The organism is Cupriavidus sp. 291-E7 (genome assembly GCF_057798835.1).
Genome location: NZ_JBYOJV010000006.1, coordinates 183,305 through 199,142 on the forward strand (window position 1 = coordinate 183,305; position 15,838 = coordinate 199,142).

Sequence of the window (15,838 nt, forward strand, 5' to 3'; positions counted from 1 at the left end):
CCCCCGCGCTCCCGTCGTTCATTGCCGCGCGCTCCCTTGCTGGACAGGCACGCTGGCGGCGGGCAGCGGCGACACTTCGTCGATCAATCCGCCCCAGTTCGTGCGCTCGCGCATCTGCTTGCGCGTGGCGGCATCGAGCAGCGGCGCCGTGGTATCCCAGCCGCCGCCAAGCGACTTGTACAGGCCGATGAGGTAGTTCACCGCACTGCCCCGGTTGACAAGGTATGCATCCTGCTGGGCGAACAGCGCGCGCTGCGCGTCCAGCACGCGCTGGAAGTCCGAATACCCCTCACGGAACACCGTGTTGGCCAGCGACAGCGATCGCTCGGCAGACTGCGCGGCCTCTCCTAGGATGCGCTCCCGCTGCAGCGCCTTGGCCAGGCCGCTGGCCGCGTCGTCTGCCTCACGCGCTGCCTGCCGCACGGCGGCCTGGTAATCGACGATCAGTTGCTGCAATCGCGCATCCTGCACGCGCACGTTATTGACGATGCGCCCATAGTCAAAGATGTTCCAGCGCACGCTGGGGCCGCCCACCAGCAGCAGGCCATTCTGCGTGCCCGGCAACGACGTGGCCGACCAGCCGATGCTACCCATCAGCGTCACCGAAGGATAAAGGTCGGCCTTGGCCACGCCGATCAGCGCCGACTGCGCCGCGATGCGCAGTTCGGCGGCGCGGATATCCGGCCGCCGCAGTAGCAGGCTCGCGGGCACATCCTGCAGCACGGCACGATCGATCAGCGGCAACACGCCTTCGTGCTCCCCGGCATCGGCCAGTTCCGGCAACGGTCCGGGTGGCCGGCCCATTAGCACCACCAGCGCATTACGCGCCTGCAGGATCTGGTTTTCCAGCTCCGGAATGCTGCTCAGTGTTCCCAGGTACTGTGTGCGCGCCTGCTGGAAATCCAGCTCATCGCTCTCGCCGCCCTTGAACAGCCGCTCGGTGATTTCGAAGCTGCGCTTCTGCAGCCGTGCGTTGTCACGCGCGATGCGCAGCCGCGCCTCCGCCGTTCGCAACGCAAAGTATGTGGTTGCCAGCTGCGCGTGCAGCAGCACGAGCACTGCCTCGCGATTGGCCTGCGCGGCGAAGTAGGCCGCATCCGCCGATTCGATCGCCCGCCCGAAGCGGCCCCAGAAATCGAGCTCCCAACCGATATCGACCCCGGCGCTGTACTCCCACAGCCGGCTGGTCTGCGCGGTCGGCCCCGACTGCCGGCTGTGCACGTACATCGCAGCGGCGCTGGCCTGCTGCATCTGCGGATAGCGTCCCGCCAGTGCGATCCCGAGTTGCGCGCGCGCCTCCATCACACGCAGGCCCGCAATCCTGACATCGGCATTGCCAACGTCGGCTTCCGCCATCAAGGTTTCCAGCACCGGATCGCCGAACACCTGCCACCATTGACGCAGGTCGGGCACCGCCTGCTGCGTACTGGCCTGGTCGATGGCATCGCTGCGCCAGTCGGCAGTCCACGCCTCGTGCTGTGGCTGGAAGTCCGGCCCCACCTTGGCGCATCCGCCAAGCACGGCGGCCAGGGCCAGCCAGGCGCGAGCGCGCGCGGCCACGGCTACCCACCCGTGATGTCGGCGTTGCTGCGTGACTCCAGCTCGGTGCGCGGCGGCGGCTCGTCCACCCATTGCCAGAACAGCTGGTAGCCCACGGCAAGCACGATCGGGCCGATGAACAGCCCGATGACGCCGCCGGTGACCATGCCGCCAAGCGCGCCCACTAGGATCACCGGCATCGGCACGTCCACGCCGCGCCCCAGCAGCAGTGGCTTGAGCACGTTGTCGGACAGGCCGGCAATGAACACATAGATGGCAAAGACGATATTGCCCGCGTTCGCGCCCTCCGCCGCAAAGACCAGCACGATCACCGGGATCGTGATCAGCGTGGCCGGCAACTGCATGATGCCCAGCAGCAGCACGGCCAGCGCCAGCAGCCCCGCGCCGGGCACACCCTTGAGCACGAACGCGATGCCGATCAGCAGCATCTGGATAAACGCGATGCCCACCACGCCCTGGGCCACGGCACGCACGGTGGCCGTGCACAGCGCGGTAATGCGCGGGCCGCGCTCCGGTCCGGAGATGCGCGAGGCGATCTGCACGGCGCTGCGGGTTCCAAGTTCGCCGTAAGCCATGATGATGCCGGCAATGATCAGCGCGCCGACAAAGATCAGCAGGCCCACGCCCACGCCGCCCATCGCGCTCAGCAGCCCCAGGCTAGCCGTCTTGATCTGCGGCCCCAGCTTCTGCATCAGGCCAGAGACGTCGCTCGCCGCCATTTGCCAGCCGTCATAGAGCTTGCGTCCCACCAGCGGCCAGCTGGCCACAGCCTCTGGCGGCGGCGGGATATGGAACTCGCCACTCTTTGCGATGGCCATCGCGTGTTCCACCGATTCGATCAGCGCGATGCCCAGCAGATAGGCCGGCACCGCCACCACGGCAATCACCAGGACGATGATCAGTGTGGCGGTGCGCCCCTCGCCGTCGAATACCTTGCCGCGCAGCCGGACCTGTAGTGGATAGAGCGTGATGGCCAGTATCACGGACCACACCAGCAGGTCCATGAACGGCTTGAAGATCTGGAAGCAGAACACGGCCAGCAACGCAATCAGGCCGAACCGGATCAGCGTGTCGATCAACGTGCGCGACGCCGTCGCGCTGGAGTACGTAGCTTGCAGCATCGATGGACCCCCTTGCTTCAGGCACGCGGCACACCATCACGCGCGCTGCCGCCGCCGCGCGATCAGGACCACGACGGCACCCACAGCGAACAAGAGCACGCAACCCAGCAGCCAGTCGCGGGCAAGCACATTCACCAGATAGCGCGGCGGATCGATGCTGGTCCGGAACAGCTGCACCTCCAGGCCGCGCATGGCCAGCCTGAACAGGTTCAATTTTTCTGGCATCTGCCCGCTGGGGGCGCTCCAGAAGATGCCGATCACGGCCAGCAACATCGCCGCCACCATCAACAGGAATCCGCACTTATGCATGATGGCTAACTCGGGCGGGCGTTGTGACAAGAGTCAGCCAATCGCCCTGGCAATGCAATTGGTCCTTGGGCCAAGCATTGGACCAAGGTCCATTGCCAAAGCGCCATGCAATGTCCAGATTGGTACGGAGTAAATGGCCGAGTATCGGCCTGGGGATCTGACATGGCAAAGCACGCGCGTCGCGCCGACGAAGCCGCCGAGACCGACAATGCACTTGGCCGCAAGGAATACGAGGCGGCGCTCGCCGACCTGCATGTGGAACTGGTGCACCTGCAGAACTGGGTGAAGGCCACCGGTGCCAAGATCTGCATCGTCTTCGAAGGACGGGATGGCGCCGGCAAGGGTGGCACCATCAAGGCCATCACCGAACGTGTCAGTCCGCGCATCTTCCGCGTGGTGGCGTTGCCGGCCCCCACGGACCGCGAGAAAAGCCAGATGTACATGCAGCGCTACATCCCCCATCTTCCCGCTGCCGGTGAAGTGGTCATCTTCGACCGTAGCTGGTACAACCGCGCCGGTGTGGAACGTGTAATGGGCTTTGCCGACGACAATCAGGTGGATGTCTTCCTGCGGGCCGTGCCGCTGATGGAGCGCGCCATCGTCGGTTCCAACATCCAGCTGCTCAAGTACTGGCTGGAAGTCAGCCCGGACGAACAGACGCGCCGGCTGGAGCAGCGCATCAAGGACGGCCGCAAGACCTGGAAGCTGACCGACATGGATCTGAAGTCGTACAGCCGCTGGTATGACTACTCGCGCGCCCGCGATGCCATGTTCGCGGCCTCCGACACCGACGTCGCTCCCTGGCACGTGGTGCGCTCCGACAACAAACGGCGGGCCAGGCTGAACATCATTAGCCACTTGCTCGATGCCGTGCCCTATGAACGGATTCCGGGCAAGAAGGTAACGCTGCCCGCGCGCCAGAAGCGCGGCTCCTACAAGGAGCCCGACTACCCATACCGGTACATTCCCGAGAAATTCTAGTGCGACAAGGCCCCAGGGCCTTGCCTCTGGTGTGGCGCTATTCCTTGATCATCGTCTTCTTCCAGTCGCCACCGGACTGCTGGCAATACCAGCCCGTCCAGCGCTCCGGCTGCCGGCCCGCCTGACGCAGTTCGCTGCGCACCTTGCGGCAGCGCTGGCCACTCTCGGTGCGCGTCTTCAGCGGCGTAAAGGTGCCATCGGTGGCCTTGCTCTTGGCATTGGCATTGGGCTCCAGGTGGAACGGCACGCTCTTGCCATCGTCAGACTCCGACAGTGCCTTGCCGAACTGCTTGGTCAGCTCCGCGGTCTGGTCCTTGTCCAGCGTCCCGATGATCGTCCCGCTCAGGAAATGATCGTAGTACGCAAATGCCGGCCAGGTTGCGGCAAGCAGCACGGCCGCGCACAGGCCGCGCCATTGCGAGAAGTGTTTCAAGGCTGCCTCCATGCGGGAATTCCCGGCTATTTCGCGGTGCCCGGCGTGACCGAAACCGCGACTGCCTCAGTATAGACAGCCTGCACGCGGTCGCCCTTCTTGATGTCCTTCATCTGATCGGGATCGTCCACGTGCAGGTCCACCACACGCCCTTTCGGCCCCTTCACCGTCACGGTTTTGGTCTCCTTGTTCACGTTCACAACCTGCGCCACGACCGTGACCTCACGCCCCATCCTTCCGCCCGGCTTGGCTCCCGCCTCCGCGCGTTCGTTGATCTCGCGCTCCTGCATCGATGCCGCGCCACTGCCCTTCTTCAGGCTCAGGGTCAGCGCCTCGGTGTATTCGATGCTCACCTTGTCACCCACGCGAAGCTGGTCAAAGTTGCGAGCATCCTCGCCCACGGTGAGGTCCACGACCTTGCCGGTCTGCGACTTCAGCGTGACCTTGCGCGAAGCCGCGTCGATCGCGGTAATCGTGCCTTTCATCTGCGCCGTGCCGGTTGCCGTGGTCGCCCCTTCGCCACGCGTCACGTCGACTTTCACATCCGGCTGGGCGTATGACGCCCCCGACAGACCAATCAACACAATCGTGGCAACTGCAGCTCGCTTGAACATATGGCCTCCTCTGTTTTACTGGATCGTGTAGCCGCGCCCCTGCATGCAGGCCGAATAGGCGCGGTAGTAGGTATTCATGGCACCCGACTGCTGTTGCTGGGCGTTGGCCTGGGCGTTACGCTGGTTCTGCCGCGCGCGATGGCCGCCCGCCATCGTGCCGACGGCCGCGCCAGCTGCCGCGCCCTTGCCGGCATCTCCCGCAATACCGCCGATGACCGCACCACCCACTGCACCACGCGCGGCACCTCCGACGCGCTCTCCGCCGCCTACGGCCGGGCCGCTGGGCTGGGGCGGAGGTGCGGCAGCCACCGCGGCGGGGTCGATGCCAGTATTCGACTTGGCCCATGAATAGCAATAGCCATCATCCTTTTGCTGCTGTGCCTGGCTTTGCCCCTTTGCCGGGTACGCAATCGGCTTCTGCGCCAGCGCTGGCGGACTCAATGCAATGCAGACGCTCGCGCACAGTAGCGCCGCCGGGATCGTGGATCTGGACATGGTTCACTCCTTCGCAGGGCTGGCAGGCATGTTCAGGTTTGCCTGCGGCGCATTGTCGACGGGCCAGCCTCCGCCGAGCGCCTTGTACAACTGGACCAGCTGGCCGAATTCCGCACCGCGCAGTGTCGACTGTTCGAGCTGCGCGGAAAACAGTGAACGCTCGGAATCGAGCACTTCCAGGTAGCTGGTATAGCCACCTTCGTAGCGGTCGCGCGCCAGCAAGGCATAGCGCGACAACGCCTCCACCTGATCGTTCTTGGCATTGAGCTGGCCGCGCGTGTATTGCACGCTGGCCAGCGCATCGGCCACCTCGCGGAAGGCCGTCTGCACGGCCTGCTGATAGCCATACAGTGCCTGCTTCTGGCGCGCCTCGGCCTGCTTGACATCACCAGCAATGGCGCCGGCCGTGAAGATCGGCACACTGATCAGCCCGCCGTAAGACCAGGTACGGGCCGACCCCACCCACAATCCCGACAAAGCGGTGCTGGCGGCGCCGAACATGCCGGTCAGCGAGATCGTCGGAAAATACTGCGCGCGTGCGGCACCGATCTGCGCGTTGGCTGCCACCAGCGTCTGCTCGGCCTGCAGCAGATCGGGGCGCTGCTCCAGCAACGACGACGGCAGGCCCACCGGCACCACGGGCAAGATCAGTTCGTCGATCGACTTGCCGCGCGGCATGTCGCGCGGGTTCTCGCCGATCAGCACGGACAGCAGGTCTTCCTGCACCGCCACGGACTGGCGGTACTGCTCCACCGAAGCCGCAGCCGACGCATATTCCGAACGCGACTGCGCATACTCGACTTCGGAAACCACGCCGCCTTCGAACCGTTCGCGGAATACCTTCAGCGCGCCTTCGCGGCTGACCAGCGTGTCCTGCGCGATGCGCAGCCGGTTGTCCAGATCGCGCAGCGTGATATACCCGCTGGCGACCGCCGCCACCACGCTGATCTCCGTACTGCGGCGCGCCTGTTCCGTTGCCGCCCATTCCGCGCGCGCGGCCTCGGTCATGCGTCGGACCCGGCCGAACAGATCGATCTCCCAGGACGCAAAGACATCGGCACGCACCTGGTTGAACGGATTGTTGATGGGCAACACGGTGCCACCACTGGTGCTGAGCCGCTGCCGACCGCCACCGGCTTCGGCGCCCACCTGCGGGAACAGGCCGGCGCGCGTGGTCATCAGGCGTCCGTAGTATTCCTCCACGCGGGCCGTGGCGATCAGTACATCGTAGTTGCGCGCCCGCGCCGTGGCGATCAGGTCATCGAGTACCGGATCGCCGATCTGCGACCACCAGTAGCCTGCCAGTATGGCATCGGCAGCTTCGATGCCCTGCGGCGGTTCCTGCGCAAAGCGATAAGCGTCCGGCACTGCCACGTCTGGACGCAAATAGTCCGGACCAACCGTGCACCCGCTGGCCAGCAGGCCCGCCATCGCCAGCACGCGCGCGGCCCGCCCGTCGTGGCTCATAGGGCGCCTCCCGTCGGTGCGGCAGGGTCGGGATCGGCATCCTTCGCGGCCTGCTTGGCGAGCTTCTTCTTGCTCTCACGCTCAAGGCCCCAGAAGAACATCGGGATGAAGAAGATCGCGATCACCGTCGCGCCGAGCATCCCGCCAATCACGCCGGTGCCCAGCGACTGCCGGCTCGCCGCCGACGCGCCACTGGCAATGGCAAGCGGAATACAGCCCAGAATGAACGCCAGCGAGGTCATGATGATCGGGCGCAGGCGCAGCTTGGATGCCTTGACCGCGGCATCGTACGGGCTAAGCCCTTCCTTGACGCGCATCTCCACCGCGAACTCGAAGATCAGAATTGCGTTCTTGGCGGCCAGGGCGATCAGCACGGTCAAGCCGATCTGGAAGTAGACATCGTTCTCCATGCCCCGCAGCAGGATGCCCACCAGCGCGCCGAATAGGGCGAACGGCACGGCCAGCAGCACACCAAGCGGCAGTGACCATTTTTCGTATTGGGCAGCCAGGATCAGAAAGACCATCAGCAGCGCGAACGCGAACACCATCGCCGCCGTCGATCCTGCCTTCTTCTCCTCATAGGCCTGCCCGCTCCACGCGAAGCTGTAGCCCTGGCCCAGCACCTCGGCGGCCACTTCTTCCATTGCCTGCAGTGCCTGCCCCGAGCTGTACCCCGGCGCCGCATCGCCGGTAATCTTGGCTGCGGGGAAGTTGTTGAAGCGCGTGACCAGGTCCGCGCCGGCTATCCAGTGCGCGGTGGTGACGGCCTTGATGGGCACCATCTCGTTGCGGGAATTGCGCACGTAGACCTTGTCAATGTCTTCCGGACGCGAACGGTACTCCGGCTCGGCCTGCAGAATCACCTGGAACAGCCGACTATTCTTGGGAAACTGGCTCACGTACAACGAGCCGAACATCGTCTGCAAGGCAGAGTAGACCTGTTCCACGGGCACACCCTGCGTCTCGGCGCGCTCGCGGTCGAGGTCCACCAGCAGTTGCCGCGAGCGCGTGTTGATCGTCGTGCTGACACCCCGCAGCTCCGGCCGCTGCCGCGCCTTGGCGATGAACGCCCGCGTGCGCTCCTCAAGTTGCTGATAGGTGCCGTCGCCGGTGCTCTGCAGCCAGAATTCGAAGCCGCCCGTGGTGCCAAGCCCCGGAATCGACGGCGGATTCACCGGAATCACAAGCCCTTCCCGATACGTGGAGAACTCCTTGTTGGCCTGCGCGATCAGGTCTGCCGCGCTCTCGCCCTTGCCGCGCTCATGAAAACCCTTCAGCGTGATGAACAGCGTGCCGGCGTTCGACTTGTTCTGCGAATCGATCAGGCTATAGCCATCGGGCACCGCAACCGATTTGACCGCCGGCTGCTTCTCGAACCATTCCGCCGCGCGCTTGGACAGGGCGCCCGTGCGGTCCAGGCTGGCCGCGTCCGGCATGATCACTGCACCCAGCAGATAGCCCTGGTCTTCCACGGGCAGGAACGACGAGGGAATGCGTATGAACATCAGCACCGCGGCCACGATCAACGCCACCACGATGGCCAGCGAAATGACCGTGCGACGGATCACGCCTTGCACGACCGAGCCATAGCCTTCCACCACGCGATCGAAACTGCGGTTGAACCAGCGGAAGAAGCGGTTTTTTTCGTGGCTGCCCGGCTTGAGCAGGATGGCCGCGAGCGCCGGCGACAACGTCAGCGCCACGACACCGGACAACAACACGGACACGGCCAGCGTGATGGCGAACTGCTTGTAGAGCTGACCCGTGATGCCCGACAGAAACGCCACCGGAATGAACACGGCCAGCAGCACCAGCACGATGGCGATCACCGGCCCGCCCACCTCGTCCATTGCAGCCTTCGCCGCCTCCTTGGGCGGCATATGGAATTCCATCATGTTGCGCTCGACGTTCTCGATCACCACGATGGCGTCATCCACCACGATCCCGATGGCCAGCACCATGCCGAACAGCGTGAGCATGTTCACCGAGAAGCCGAATGCGGCCATCGCCGTGAACGTGCCGATGATCGACACCGGTACGGCCAGGATCGGCACCAGCGTCGCGCGGAAGCTCTGCAGGAACAGATACACCACCAGAATCACCAGGATCACAGCGTCGCGCAGCGTATGCACGACCTCGGTGATCGATTCCTGCACGAACTCCGTGGTATCGAGCGCAATCTCGTACTCCAGGCCCGGCGGGAACGTCTTCTTGGCCTCCTCCAGTGTCTTGCGCACCTGTCCGGCCACGGCCAGCGCATTGGCCCCCGGTTGCTGGTACACGGCAAGCAGCGTGGCGGTCTTGCCCTGGTAGCGGCTACGCAGCGAATAGTCTTTCGAGCCAAGCTCCGCACGGCCGATATCCTTGAGCCTTACCAGCGCCGCATCGCCCGACGCCGCCCGCAGGATGATGTTCTCGAACTCCTTCGGTTCGGTCATGCGGCCCTTGGTGGTCACCGGGAACGTCTGCTTGACCGGTTCCGACGTGGGTGACTGGCCAATGCGGCCCGCCGAGAACTGCTCGTTCTGATTGGACACGGCGGTCTTGACGTCCTCGGCCGTGATGCCAAGTTGCGCCATGCGGTCCGGCTTCAGCCAGATCCGCATGGCGTAGTCAGGCGTGCCGAAGATGGCCGACTGGTTGGCGCCCGGAATACGCTTGAGCGCATCGAGGACGTAGATACTCGTGTAGTTGTCGACGAAGGTCTGCGGATAGCTGTTGTCAGGCGAGTAGACCGCGATCACCATCATGAACGCCTGCGATCGCTTTTCCACGGTCACGCCCTGCTTGGTCACCGCATCGGGCAACGTCGGCAACGCCAGGTTGACGCGGTTCTGCACATCGACCTGTGCCAGCGACGGGTCGGTGCCGATCTCGAAGTACGTGGTCAGCGTCACGTTGCCCGTCGACGAACTGGTGGACGACATGTAGAGCATGTTGTCCGCGCCGTTCACCTGCTGTTCGATCGGCGCGGCCACGTTCTGCGCCACCACTTCGGAGCTGGCGCCGGGATAGGTTGTCGACACCGTGATGCTGGGTGGCGTGATATCGGGAAACTGGGCAATCGGCAGATTGAACAACGCCACCAGCCCGCCGACGACGATGATGATCGACAGTACCGATGCAAAGATCGGCCGGTCGATGAAGAAATGGGACAGCTTCATGACGCGGCACCCTTGCCCGCTCCGGTGGCCGCGGGGGCCGCGGGCCGTGGGGCCTGTGGCGGAGTGGGTGAACTCGGCGCATTGGGCGCATTGGTCGGCGGTGCGGCGTTCGTGGCCGGGTGCGGCGCCGCCGCCACGGGCTTGAGCGGTGCACCGGGCACCAGCCGTACCGATCCATCGACGATCACGGTGTCGCCGTCACGCAGACCGGACAGGATCACCCAGTTGCCCTGCGACCACTCTCCAACATCCACCACGCGTGACTCGGCCTTGTTGTCCTTGCCCACGAGCCAGACGGACTGGCCGCGCTGGCCCTGCACCACCGCTTCCTGCGGCACAGTGATGGCGCGCGTGCGCAGCGCGCCGAGCACGCGCACCCGCACGAACTGCCCCGGCCGCAACATGCCCTGGGTATTGGGCATTTCCGCGCGAATCAGGTAAGTACCGGTCTCCGAGTTGAACGATGCATCTGCAAAGGCGATGTGGCCACGCTTGGGATAGACGGTGCCGTCGGCCAGCACGATCTCCACCTCCATCGCGCCACGGTCCGGCAGCTTCAGCGTGCCGGCGGCGGACTGCGACTGGAACCCAAGCACTTCGTTTTCCGACAAGCTGAAATTGATCCAGATGGGATCGAGCTTGGCCACGTACGTCAGCAGACTGTTCGACGCATCAATATACGAACCGACCTGTTTCTTGGCATAGCTGGACAGGCCATCGACCGGCGACGAGATCGTCGTGTAGCCGAGGTTGAGCTTCGCGTTGGTCACATTGGCCTTGGCGGCTTCCACGGCGGCGGCGGCGGCCTGCTCCTGCCCGGTTGCGTCGTCCAGGTCTTTCTGGCTCAGGGCGTTCCTGGCTGCCAGCGGCCGCACACGCGCCAGGTTTGCGCGCGCGGTTGTCAGCCGCGCCTGCTGCTGGGCCAGTTCGGCCTGCGCGGCGTCAAGCGCGGCCTGGAAGGGCTTCTGGTCCATGCGAAACATGACTTGTCCGGTCTTGACCAGCGAGCCTTCGGTGTACAGCCGCTGCTCCAGGAAGCCGTTGACGCGCGCGCGGATTTCCACCTGTTGCGAGCTTTGCGTTTCTCCGACGTATTCGTACGTGATCGGCACATCGCGCGGCGCCACCTTGACGACGCCCACCTCACTGACCGGCGGCGCGGCAGGCCCCTTGGCCTCCTGCTTGTCGCAAGCGGACAACGCCAGTATGGCCAGGACCAGCCACACCCAACGCCCGCGCATGGATTTCAGACCGCTTGCCATCGTCGTATCTCCCGCTCGCGCCAGCCGTTGGCCGGGCAGTGCCTGTGCCATTACCCGCCGCTACCCGTTGCCTGCTATCTGAAGCGCTCCCGCAGGACCATTGCATTGATCTTGTGGCCGTTCCAGAACACGCCATGGATACGCGATACCAACGGCTGCAATGCCGCAAGATCGACCGTGTTGAAGGTGAGTGTCATCGACGGCCGTGTGCCGTCGCCCTCCTGGCGCTCGATCTCGTCGACCGGCGGAAAACCGTAGCGTCCCAGGAATTCCTTCACCTGCTCCTCGGTGGTATCGGGATGGAGGTTGGAGAGCATCAATAGCGCCATTTGCCGGTCCTCCTTGTCAGCTTGCAGGCCACGTCATGCGACTGGGTATTCACACCCGCGCCGGTTTCCTGCCTGATAAGAGTGTGCCTGCTGGGGCCTGAATGACAATTGGACCAAGGACCAAAGGCATGGGACTACGGCATCACGCTGCGCACCAGATCGATGAGCTGGCCGGCGTCGAACGGCTTGCGCAGATAGCCAACCGCGCCCAACGCCAGCGCCTTGTCGCGCGCCTCCGGCACCTCGTGGGCGGTGATGAAAATCAGCGGGAGCGCAAGGCCGGCGAGTTGCTGCTGCACCTCCAGGCCGTCCATGCCGGGCATGCAGACATCAAGGATCACACAGCCGGGCCGATAGGCCGGCTGGCCCTGCACCCGAATCAGGAAATCGGTGCCGCTGGTGAACGTGTCGACCGTAATCCCCGCGGCGCGCAGCAGCCTGGACGTCGATCGCGCCACTGACGCGTCGTCGTCGACAACCGCCACGATTTTTCCGGTAGCACCCATTTGCAAGTCGCGCAGCCGATGATAAGCAGGTATGTGCTTAGGCTACGAAACCCGTGCGGTGGGCGATATTGGCCCATAGTCCCATCGGCGGCACGTGCAACCGAGCCCCTGCCCCGCTCAGGCGGCGGTGTTTGCCACCATGCCCATGCGGTCGGCGATGCGAACCAGCGCGGGCAGCGAGTCGACTTCCAGCTTCTGCATGACGTGGGCGCGATGGACCTTGATGGTTTTCTCGACCGTGCCAAGGCGGTTGGCAACCTGCTTGTTCCGGCAACCCGTGACGATCCAAGCCAAAACTTCGCGCTCGCGCGGCGTCAGGCGGTCTACCTTCTTCTGCAGCTCCCGCAGTTCGCGCGCCTGGGCAAACTTGCTCGCGGCGCATTCACAGCCCCGGGCTACCGCGCCCAGCAGCTGCACATCGGAAACCGGTTTTTGCAGGAAGTCGATGGCACCGGCCTGCATCGTCAGCACGGCGCTGGCCACATCGGCATGCCCGGTGAGGATGATGACGGGAATGCGGCTGCACAGCGCCTGCTGCAGGTCGATGCCGCTGATGTCCGGCAACTGGAGGTCCAGCAGCATGCAGCCTGGCACGCTCTCCAGGTCGGCCTCCTCCAGGAACTGGCTGGCGGACGCAAACCCCGATGTGAAATATCCGTGCGCACCGAGCACGCGGCCCAGTGCCCGTCTCACACTGTCATCATCGTCGACGATATAGACCGTGGTCCTGGTTGCAAGCATGGCAAGGCTACCTCCTGGAGGTTGCGGTGCGGAGTCGGGAAGCCATCGCCGCCGGCACATGATGCTGTGCCGTGGCGGATGTCTCACTGCGCAGCAGGCATTCGAACGTCATGCCCCGGTCACTGTTGCGGATCGCGCGTAGACGGCCGCCATTGCGCTCCATCAGTGCACGACTGAACGACAGCCCAAGCCCCATGCCTTTCGGCTTGGACGAGAAGAACGGGCGAAAGATGCGGTCGAGGTCTCCCTCGGCCACACCGCAACCGTTGTCGCGCACCGCCAGCCTGAGCTGGCCATCGTGCGCGAACGCGGTGACCGATACATGGCGGGTGTCCTCGGCCTGCACTGTCTCCACGGCATCCAGCGCATTGACCAGCAGGTTGAGCAGCACGAGCTGGATTTCCATCGGGTCGCCCATCGCTCGCGGCAGCGTCTGGTCCGCCGCGCCCTGCACCGCGACGCCGCGCGCCCTGGCTTCGTCATGCACCAGCTCCAGCGCGCGCGCGATCACGTCACCGATGTGAAACGGCACCAGGTGCGGCGCCTCGCCGCGAATCAACGCGCGCACGCCCTTGACGATGTCGCTCGCGCGCGAGGCATCGCTGACGATGTCGTCAAGAATCTCCCGGATTTCGCCCTGCGCCGGCGTGCCCGACATCAGGTATTCACGCGCCGCCTGGGCATTACTGGTGATGGCCGTGAGTGGCTGGTTCAGTTCATGCGCCAGGGAGCCAGCCAGCTCGACCATGCCAGGACGGCTCGCAATGCCGGACAGCGGGCTGGTATCCACCACACGCAACGCATCGCCACGACGACGCCCCGTCGTCGCCCTGGGCAGGGCGACGAACGTCAGGGCGGCGGACACGCCCATCAGTAGCAGCGGTATCCATCTCATGGCGACGAGCGCTCAGATATCGAGCTTGCTGATCTTGGTGCCTTCCAGCGACAGGTTGGCCATCAGCCCCGCGTTGGTCAGCATGAAGCCAATAATCGGGGCGCGCGCGGTATTGGTGTCGACCTGCCCGTTGGCGCCGATGGTCGCCAGTGCGATCGATCCGTCCACGCCCGCCGTCCAGCCCTTGCTCGCCTGGAAGTTCCGCAACGCATCGTCGGTCATGAACATCAGGATCAGCGCCTTGGACTGTGCCCCGGCCAGCAGCCCGAACGCAGCGCTGGTCGTGCGGTAGTAGCCCACCGAGGCATTGTTGACCCGGAGCGCCCCTTCCCCATATTCCGCGCCGACGATGAAGCCGCCGGAGAGGATCTTTGGAAATACCAGAATGCCCTTGGCCTGTTGCGCAAGGCTCTGCGCGGAACTGGCCGAGGTAAACAGCTTGCTCATGGTGCCGTCAACGCCGGCATCGATTTCGCGCCGCTTGGCCGCTGCATCGCTACCGGAAGTATTGGTGGTGCAGGCCGCCAGGACGGGTGCCACTGACAAGGAAGACAGGCTAATGAACAGCCGTCGATTCATGATGCTCTCCCTGTGAGTGCGGGAGTCGGCCAGGGGAAATGAATGGCCCTGCCACGGCGCATGGACGATTGCAGCGCCGGCAAGTCAAATGCATCCCTGTATAGACCTACCCCACGCTAATGCGATTGATCCTTATTGCTTTATCTGCATTCTGTGTGAATGCCATATCAAGTTAGGTCGGCGGCCTACCGATTGCAATCTTTACTTTGCGCCTTGTGTAAAACCTAAAGACAGCAGAAGAAAATTGCATTTCACTTTTCTTAATATTTGAATGCGGCATCAACAAGCGTCCTGAGCGTTACTTGAGCCGATGCTTGTCATAAAAAATAAAACTCGCCACGATGGCAATGAGCCATGCGGCGAGTCGAGTCAATCAAGCCCGCATCCGGCGGATGACCCGCCGGATGCGCCCTCGCTTTGGTAGTGTTTGCGCTTACTGCGTGCTCGCAGAGTTGATGGGCTGCAGAAGTTCGGGTGCCACCTTGCTCCATCCCCCGCCGGGATCGAACGTATCGATGGCCGCGGCGCGTGCATTGGTATCGCGCCCCAGATCACGCTCGTAGACCTGTCCGTCATGGCTGACCATGAAGCTCTTGAATCCCGTATCGCCATAGCGCGCGGGCCATGCCATTACCGCAAAGCCGCCGAACAGTTTGCCGTTGACCAGATAGGTGTACTTGCCACCGGGCGCCGTCGCGCCCTGTCCATTGAGCAGCTTGTAGCGATATCCGTTATAGCCATCCGATGCACTACGATGACTCGTGACCGCATCGATGAACGCCGGGCCGAGCGGGCTTTCCGGCTCACCGGGCTTGGTCGGCCAGTAGAGACCGTCCTTCTTGCCCGGAGTGCTGACCAGCTTGCGAGCATAGACCAGTAAGCCATTGCCTTCATGATTGCCGAGCGCATATTCATGCTGCGCATCGTAGATGGCCAGCATGGTCTGGATGGTCGACAATTCGTTCCTGCCAATACGCCGCAGCCGGATTTCCTGGATACCCGCCTGCGCATCGAATTGCCAGCGTCCGTTCGATGCGACCAGCGGAATCGGCAGCGTCCAGCCGTCGTTGCCCACCGCGATACGCGCGTGCTTGTCGTCCGACTTGACCACGCTGTGCGACTGGCTCCATGCCGTCAAAAAACGGTATCGCAGATCCGCCCCAAGCGGCGGAATCATGCGTCGCGCGGATGAGCCAAGCAGCGCCGTTATTGCAGCATCGTCGCTGGAGGCCACTGCGCTGCCAAACGCATTCATCGCGGCTTCTGGCGTGTCAAATGCCTTCTGCGCCTGCGCACCCGTCGCCAGCACCAGGCCAAGCACGAGCGGCAGGATTGCGCGCCCGATGCGCGGCCGCAGGATTCCGGTCAATGCGCGCATGCAT

General features: G+C 64.1%; 16 protein-coding genes. 1 reads left to right on the forward strand and 15 read right to left on the reverse strand.

All coding sequences use genetic code 11. From position 1 onward, the window contains the following. Positions 1-18: 18 nt before the first annotated feature. From AC3FLX_RS12970 to AC3FLX_RS12980, 3 genes are read right to left on the reverse strand one after another with little or no spacing between them, the layout of a single operon-like run. Positions 19-1,560, reverse strand: a complete 1,542-nt coding sequence (locus AC3FLX_RS12970; RefSeq protein WP_488697049.1) for an efflux transporter outer membrane subunit — start codon at positions 1,558-1,560, stop codon at positions 19-21. Positions 1,561-1,562: 2 nt separating this feature from the next. After that, positions 1,563-2,681, reverse strand: coding sequence for an AI-2E family transporter (locus AC3FLX_RS12975; RefSeq protein ID WP_488697051.1), 1,119 nt, complete (start codon positions 2,679-2,681; stop codon positions 1,563-1,565). Between the two features lie 36 nt (positions 2,682-2,717). Then, positions 2,718-3,020, reverse strand: coding sequence for a hypothetical protein (locus AC3FLX_RS12980; RefSeq protein WP_488697053.1), 303 nt, complete (start codon positions 3,018-3,020; stop codon positions 2,718-2,720). Between the two features lie 132 nt (positions 3,021-3,152). Between AC3FLX_RS12980 and ppk2 the strand changes: the two genes are divergently transcribed. After that, positions 3,153-3,971, forward strand: coding sequence for a polyphosphate kinase 2 (gene ppk2 / locus AC3FLX_RS12985; RefSeq protein WP_488697055.1), 819 nt, complete (start codon positions 3,153-3,155; stop codon positions 3,969-3,971). A 37-nt stretch (positions 3,972-4,008) separates the two neighbouring features. Here ppk2 and AC3FLX_RS12990 read toward each other — a convergent pair whose 3' ends face one another. The 12 genes from AC3FLX_RS12990 to AC3FLX_RS13045 form a co-directional block, all read right to left on the reverse strand. Further along, positions 4,009-4,404, reverse strand: coding sequence for a hypothetical protein (locus tag AC3FLX_RS12990; RefSeq protein WP_488697057.1), 396 nt, complete (start codon positions 4,402-4,404; stop codon positions 4,009-4,011). A 26-nt stretch (positions 4,405-4,430) separates the two neighbouring features. Then, entirely contained in the window at positions 4,431-5,018 is a 588-nt protein-coding gene (locus AC3FLX_RS12995) for a hypothetical protein (RefSeq protein WP_488697059.1), read from the reverse strand. 15 nt (positions 5,019-5,033) lie between these two features. Beyond that, complete coding sequence (locus AC3FLX_RS13000) at positions 5,034-5,513, reverse strand: glycine zipper domain-containing protein (RefSeq protein WP_488697061.1); 480 nt, start codon at positions 5,511-5,513, stop codon at positions 5,034-5,036. Between the two features lie 3 nt (positions 5,514-5,516). Beyond that, positions 5,517-6,980, reverse strand: a complete 1,464-nt coding sequence (locus tag AC3FLX_RS13005; protein WP_488697063.1) for an efflux transporter outer membrane subunit — start codon at positions 6,978-6,980, stop codon at positions 5,517-5,519. Then, positions 6,977-10,144: an efflux RND transporter permease subunit gene (locus AC3FLX_RS13010; protein WP_488697065.1), complete on the reverse strand. Its 3,168-nt coding sequence runs from the start codon at positions 10,142-10,144 to the stop codon at positions 6,977-6,979. The genes AC3FLX_RS13005 and AC3FLX_RS13010 overlap by 4 nt, the downstream gene beginning before the upstream one ends. Next, positions 10,141-11,406, reverse strand: coding sequence for an efflux RND transporter periplasmic adaptor subunit (locus AC3FLX_RS13015; RefSeq protein ID WP_488697067.1), 1,266 nt, complete (start codon positions 11,404-11,406; stop codon positions 10,141-10,143). The genes AC3FLX_RS13010 and AC3FLX_RS13015 overlap by 4 nt, the downstream gene beginning before the upstream one ends. Positions 11,407-11,480: 74 nt before the next feature. Then, a complete protein-coding gene (locus tag AC3FLX_RS13020; RefSeq protein ID WP_488697070.1) occupies positions 11,481-11,735 on the reverse strand; it encodes an RNA recognition motif domain-containing protein in 255 nt (84 codons plus the stop codon). A 134-nt stretch (positions 11,736-11,869) separates the two neighbouring features. Then, the gene (locus AC3FLX_RS13025) at positions 11,870-12,220 is read right to left on the reverse strand and encodes a response regulator transcription factor (protein ID WP_488697072.1); all 351 of its coding nucleotides are present in this window, start codon (positions 12,218-12,220) and stop codon (positions 11,870-11,872) included. Positions 12,221-12,358: 138 nt separating this feature from the next. Continuing rightward, positions 12,359-12,982 (reverse strand): response regulator transcription factor, encoded by a 624-nt coding sequence (locus AC3FLX_RS13030; RefSeq protein ID WP_488697073.1) that lies wholly within the window; start codon positions 12,980-12,982, stop codon positions 12,359-12,361. 7 nt (positions 12,983-12,989) lie between these two features. After that, positions 12,990-13,877 carry a sensor histidine kinase gene (locus AC3FLX_RS13035; protein ID WP_488697075.1) on the reverse strand — a complete coding sequence of 296 codons (888 nt, stop codon included), beginning with the start codon at positions 13,875-13,877 and terminating at the stop codon, positions 12,990-12,992. 12 nt (positions 13,878-13,889) lie between these two features. Continuing rightward, a complete protein-coding gene (locus tag AC3FLX_RS13040; protein ID WP_488697077.1) occupies positions 13,890-14,456 on the reverse strand; it encodes a BPSL1445 family SYLF domain-containing lipoprotein in 567 nt (188 codons plus the stop codon). A gap of 433 nt (positions 14,457-14,889) precedes the next feature. Then, positions 14,890-15,834, reverse strand: coding sequence for a DUF2950 domain-containing protein (locus tag AC3FLX_RS13045; RefSeq protein ID WP_488697079.1), 945 nt, complete (start codon positions 15,832-15,834; stop codon positions 14,890-14,892). Between the last annotated feature and the right edge of the window lie 4 nt (positions 15,835-15,838).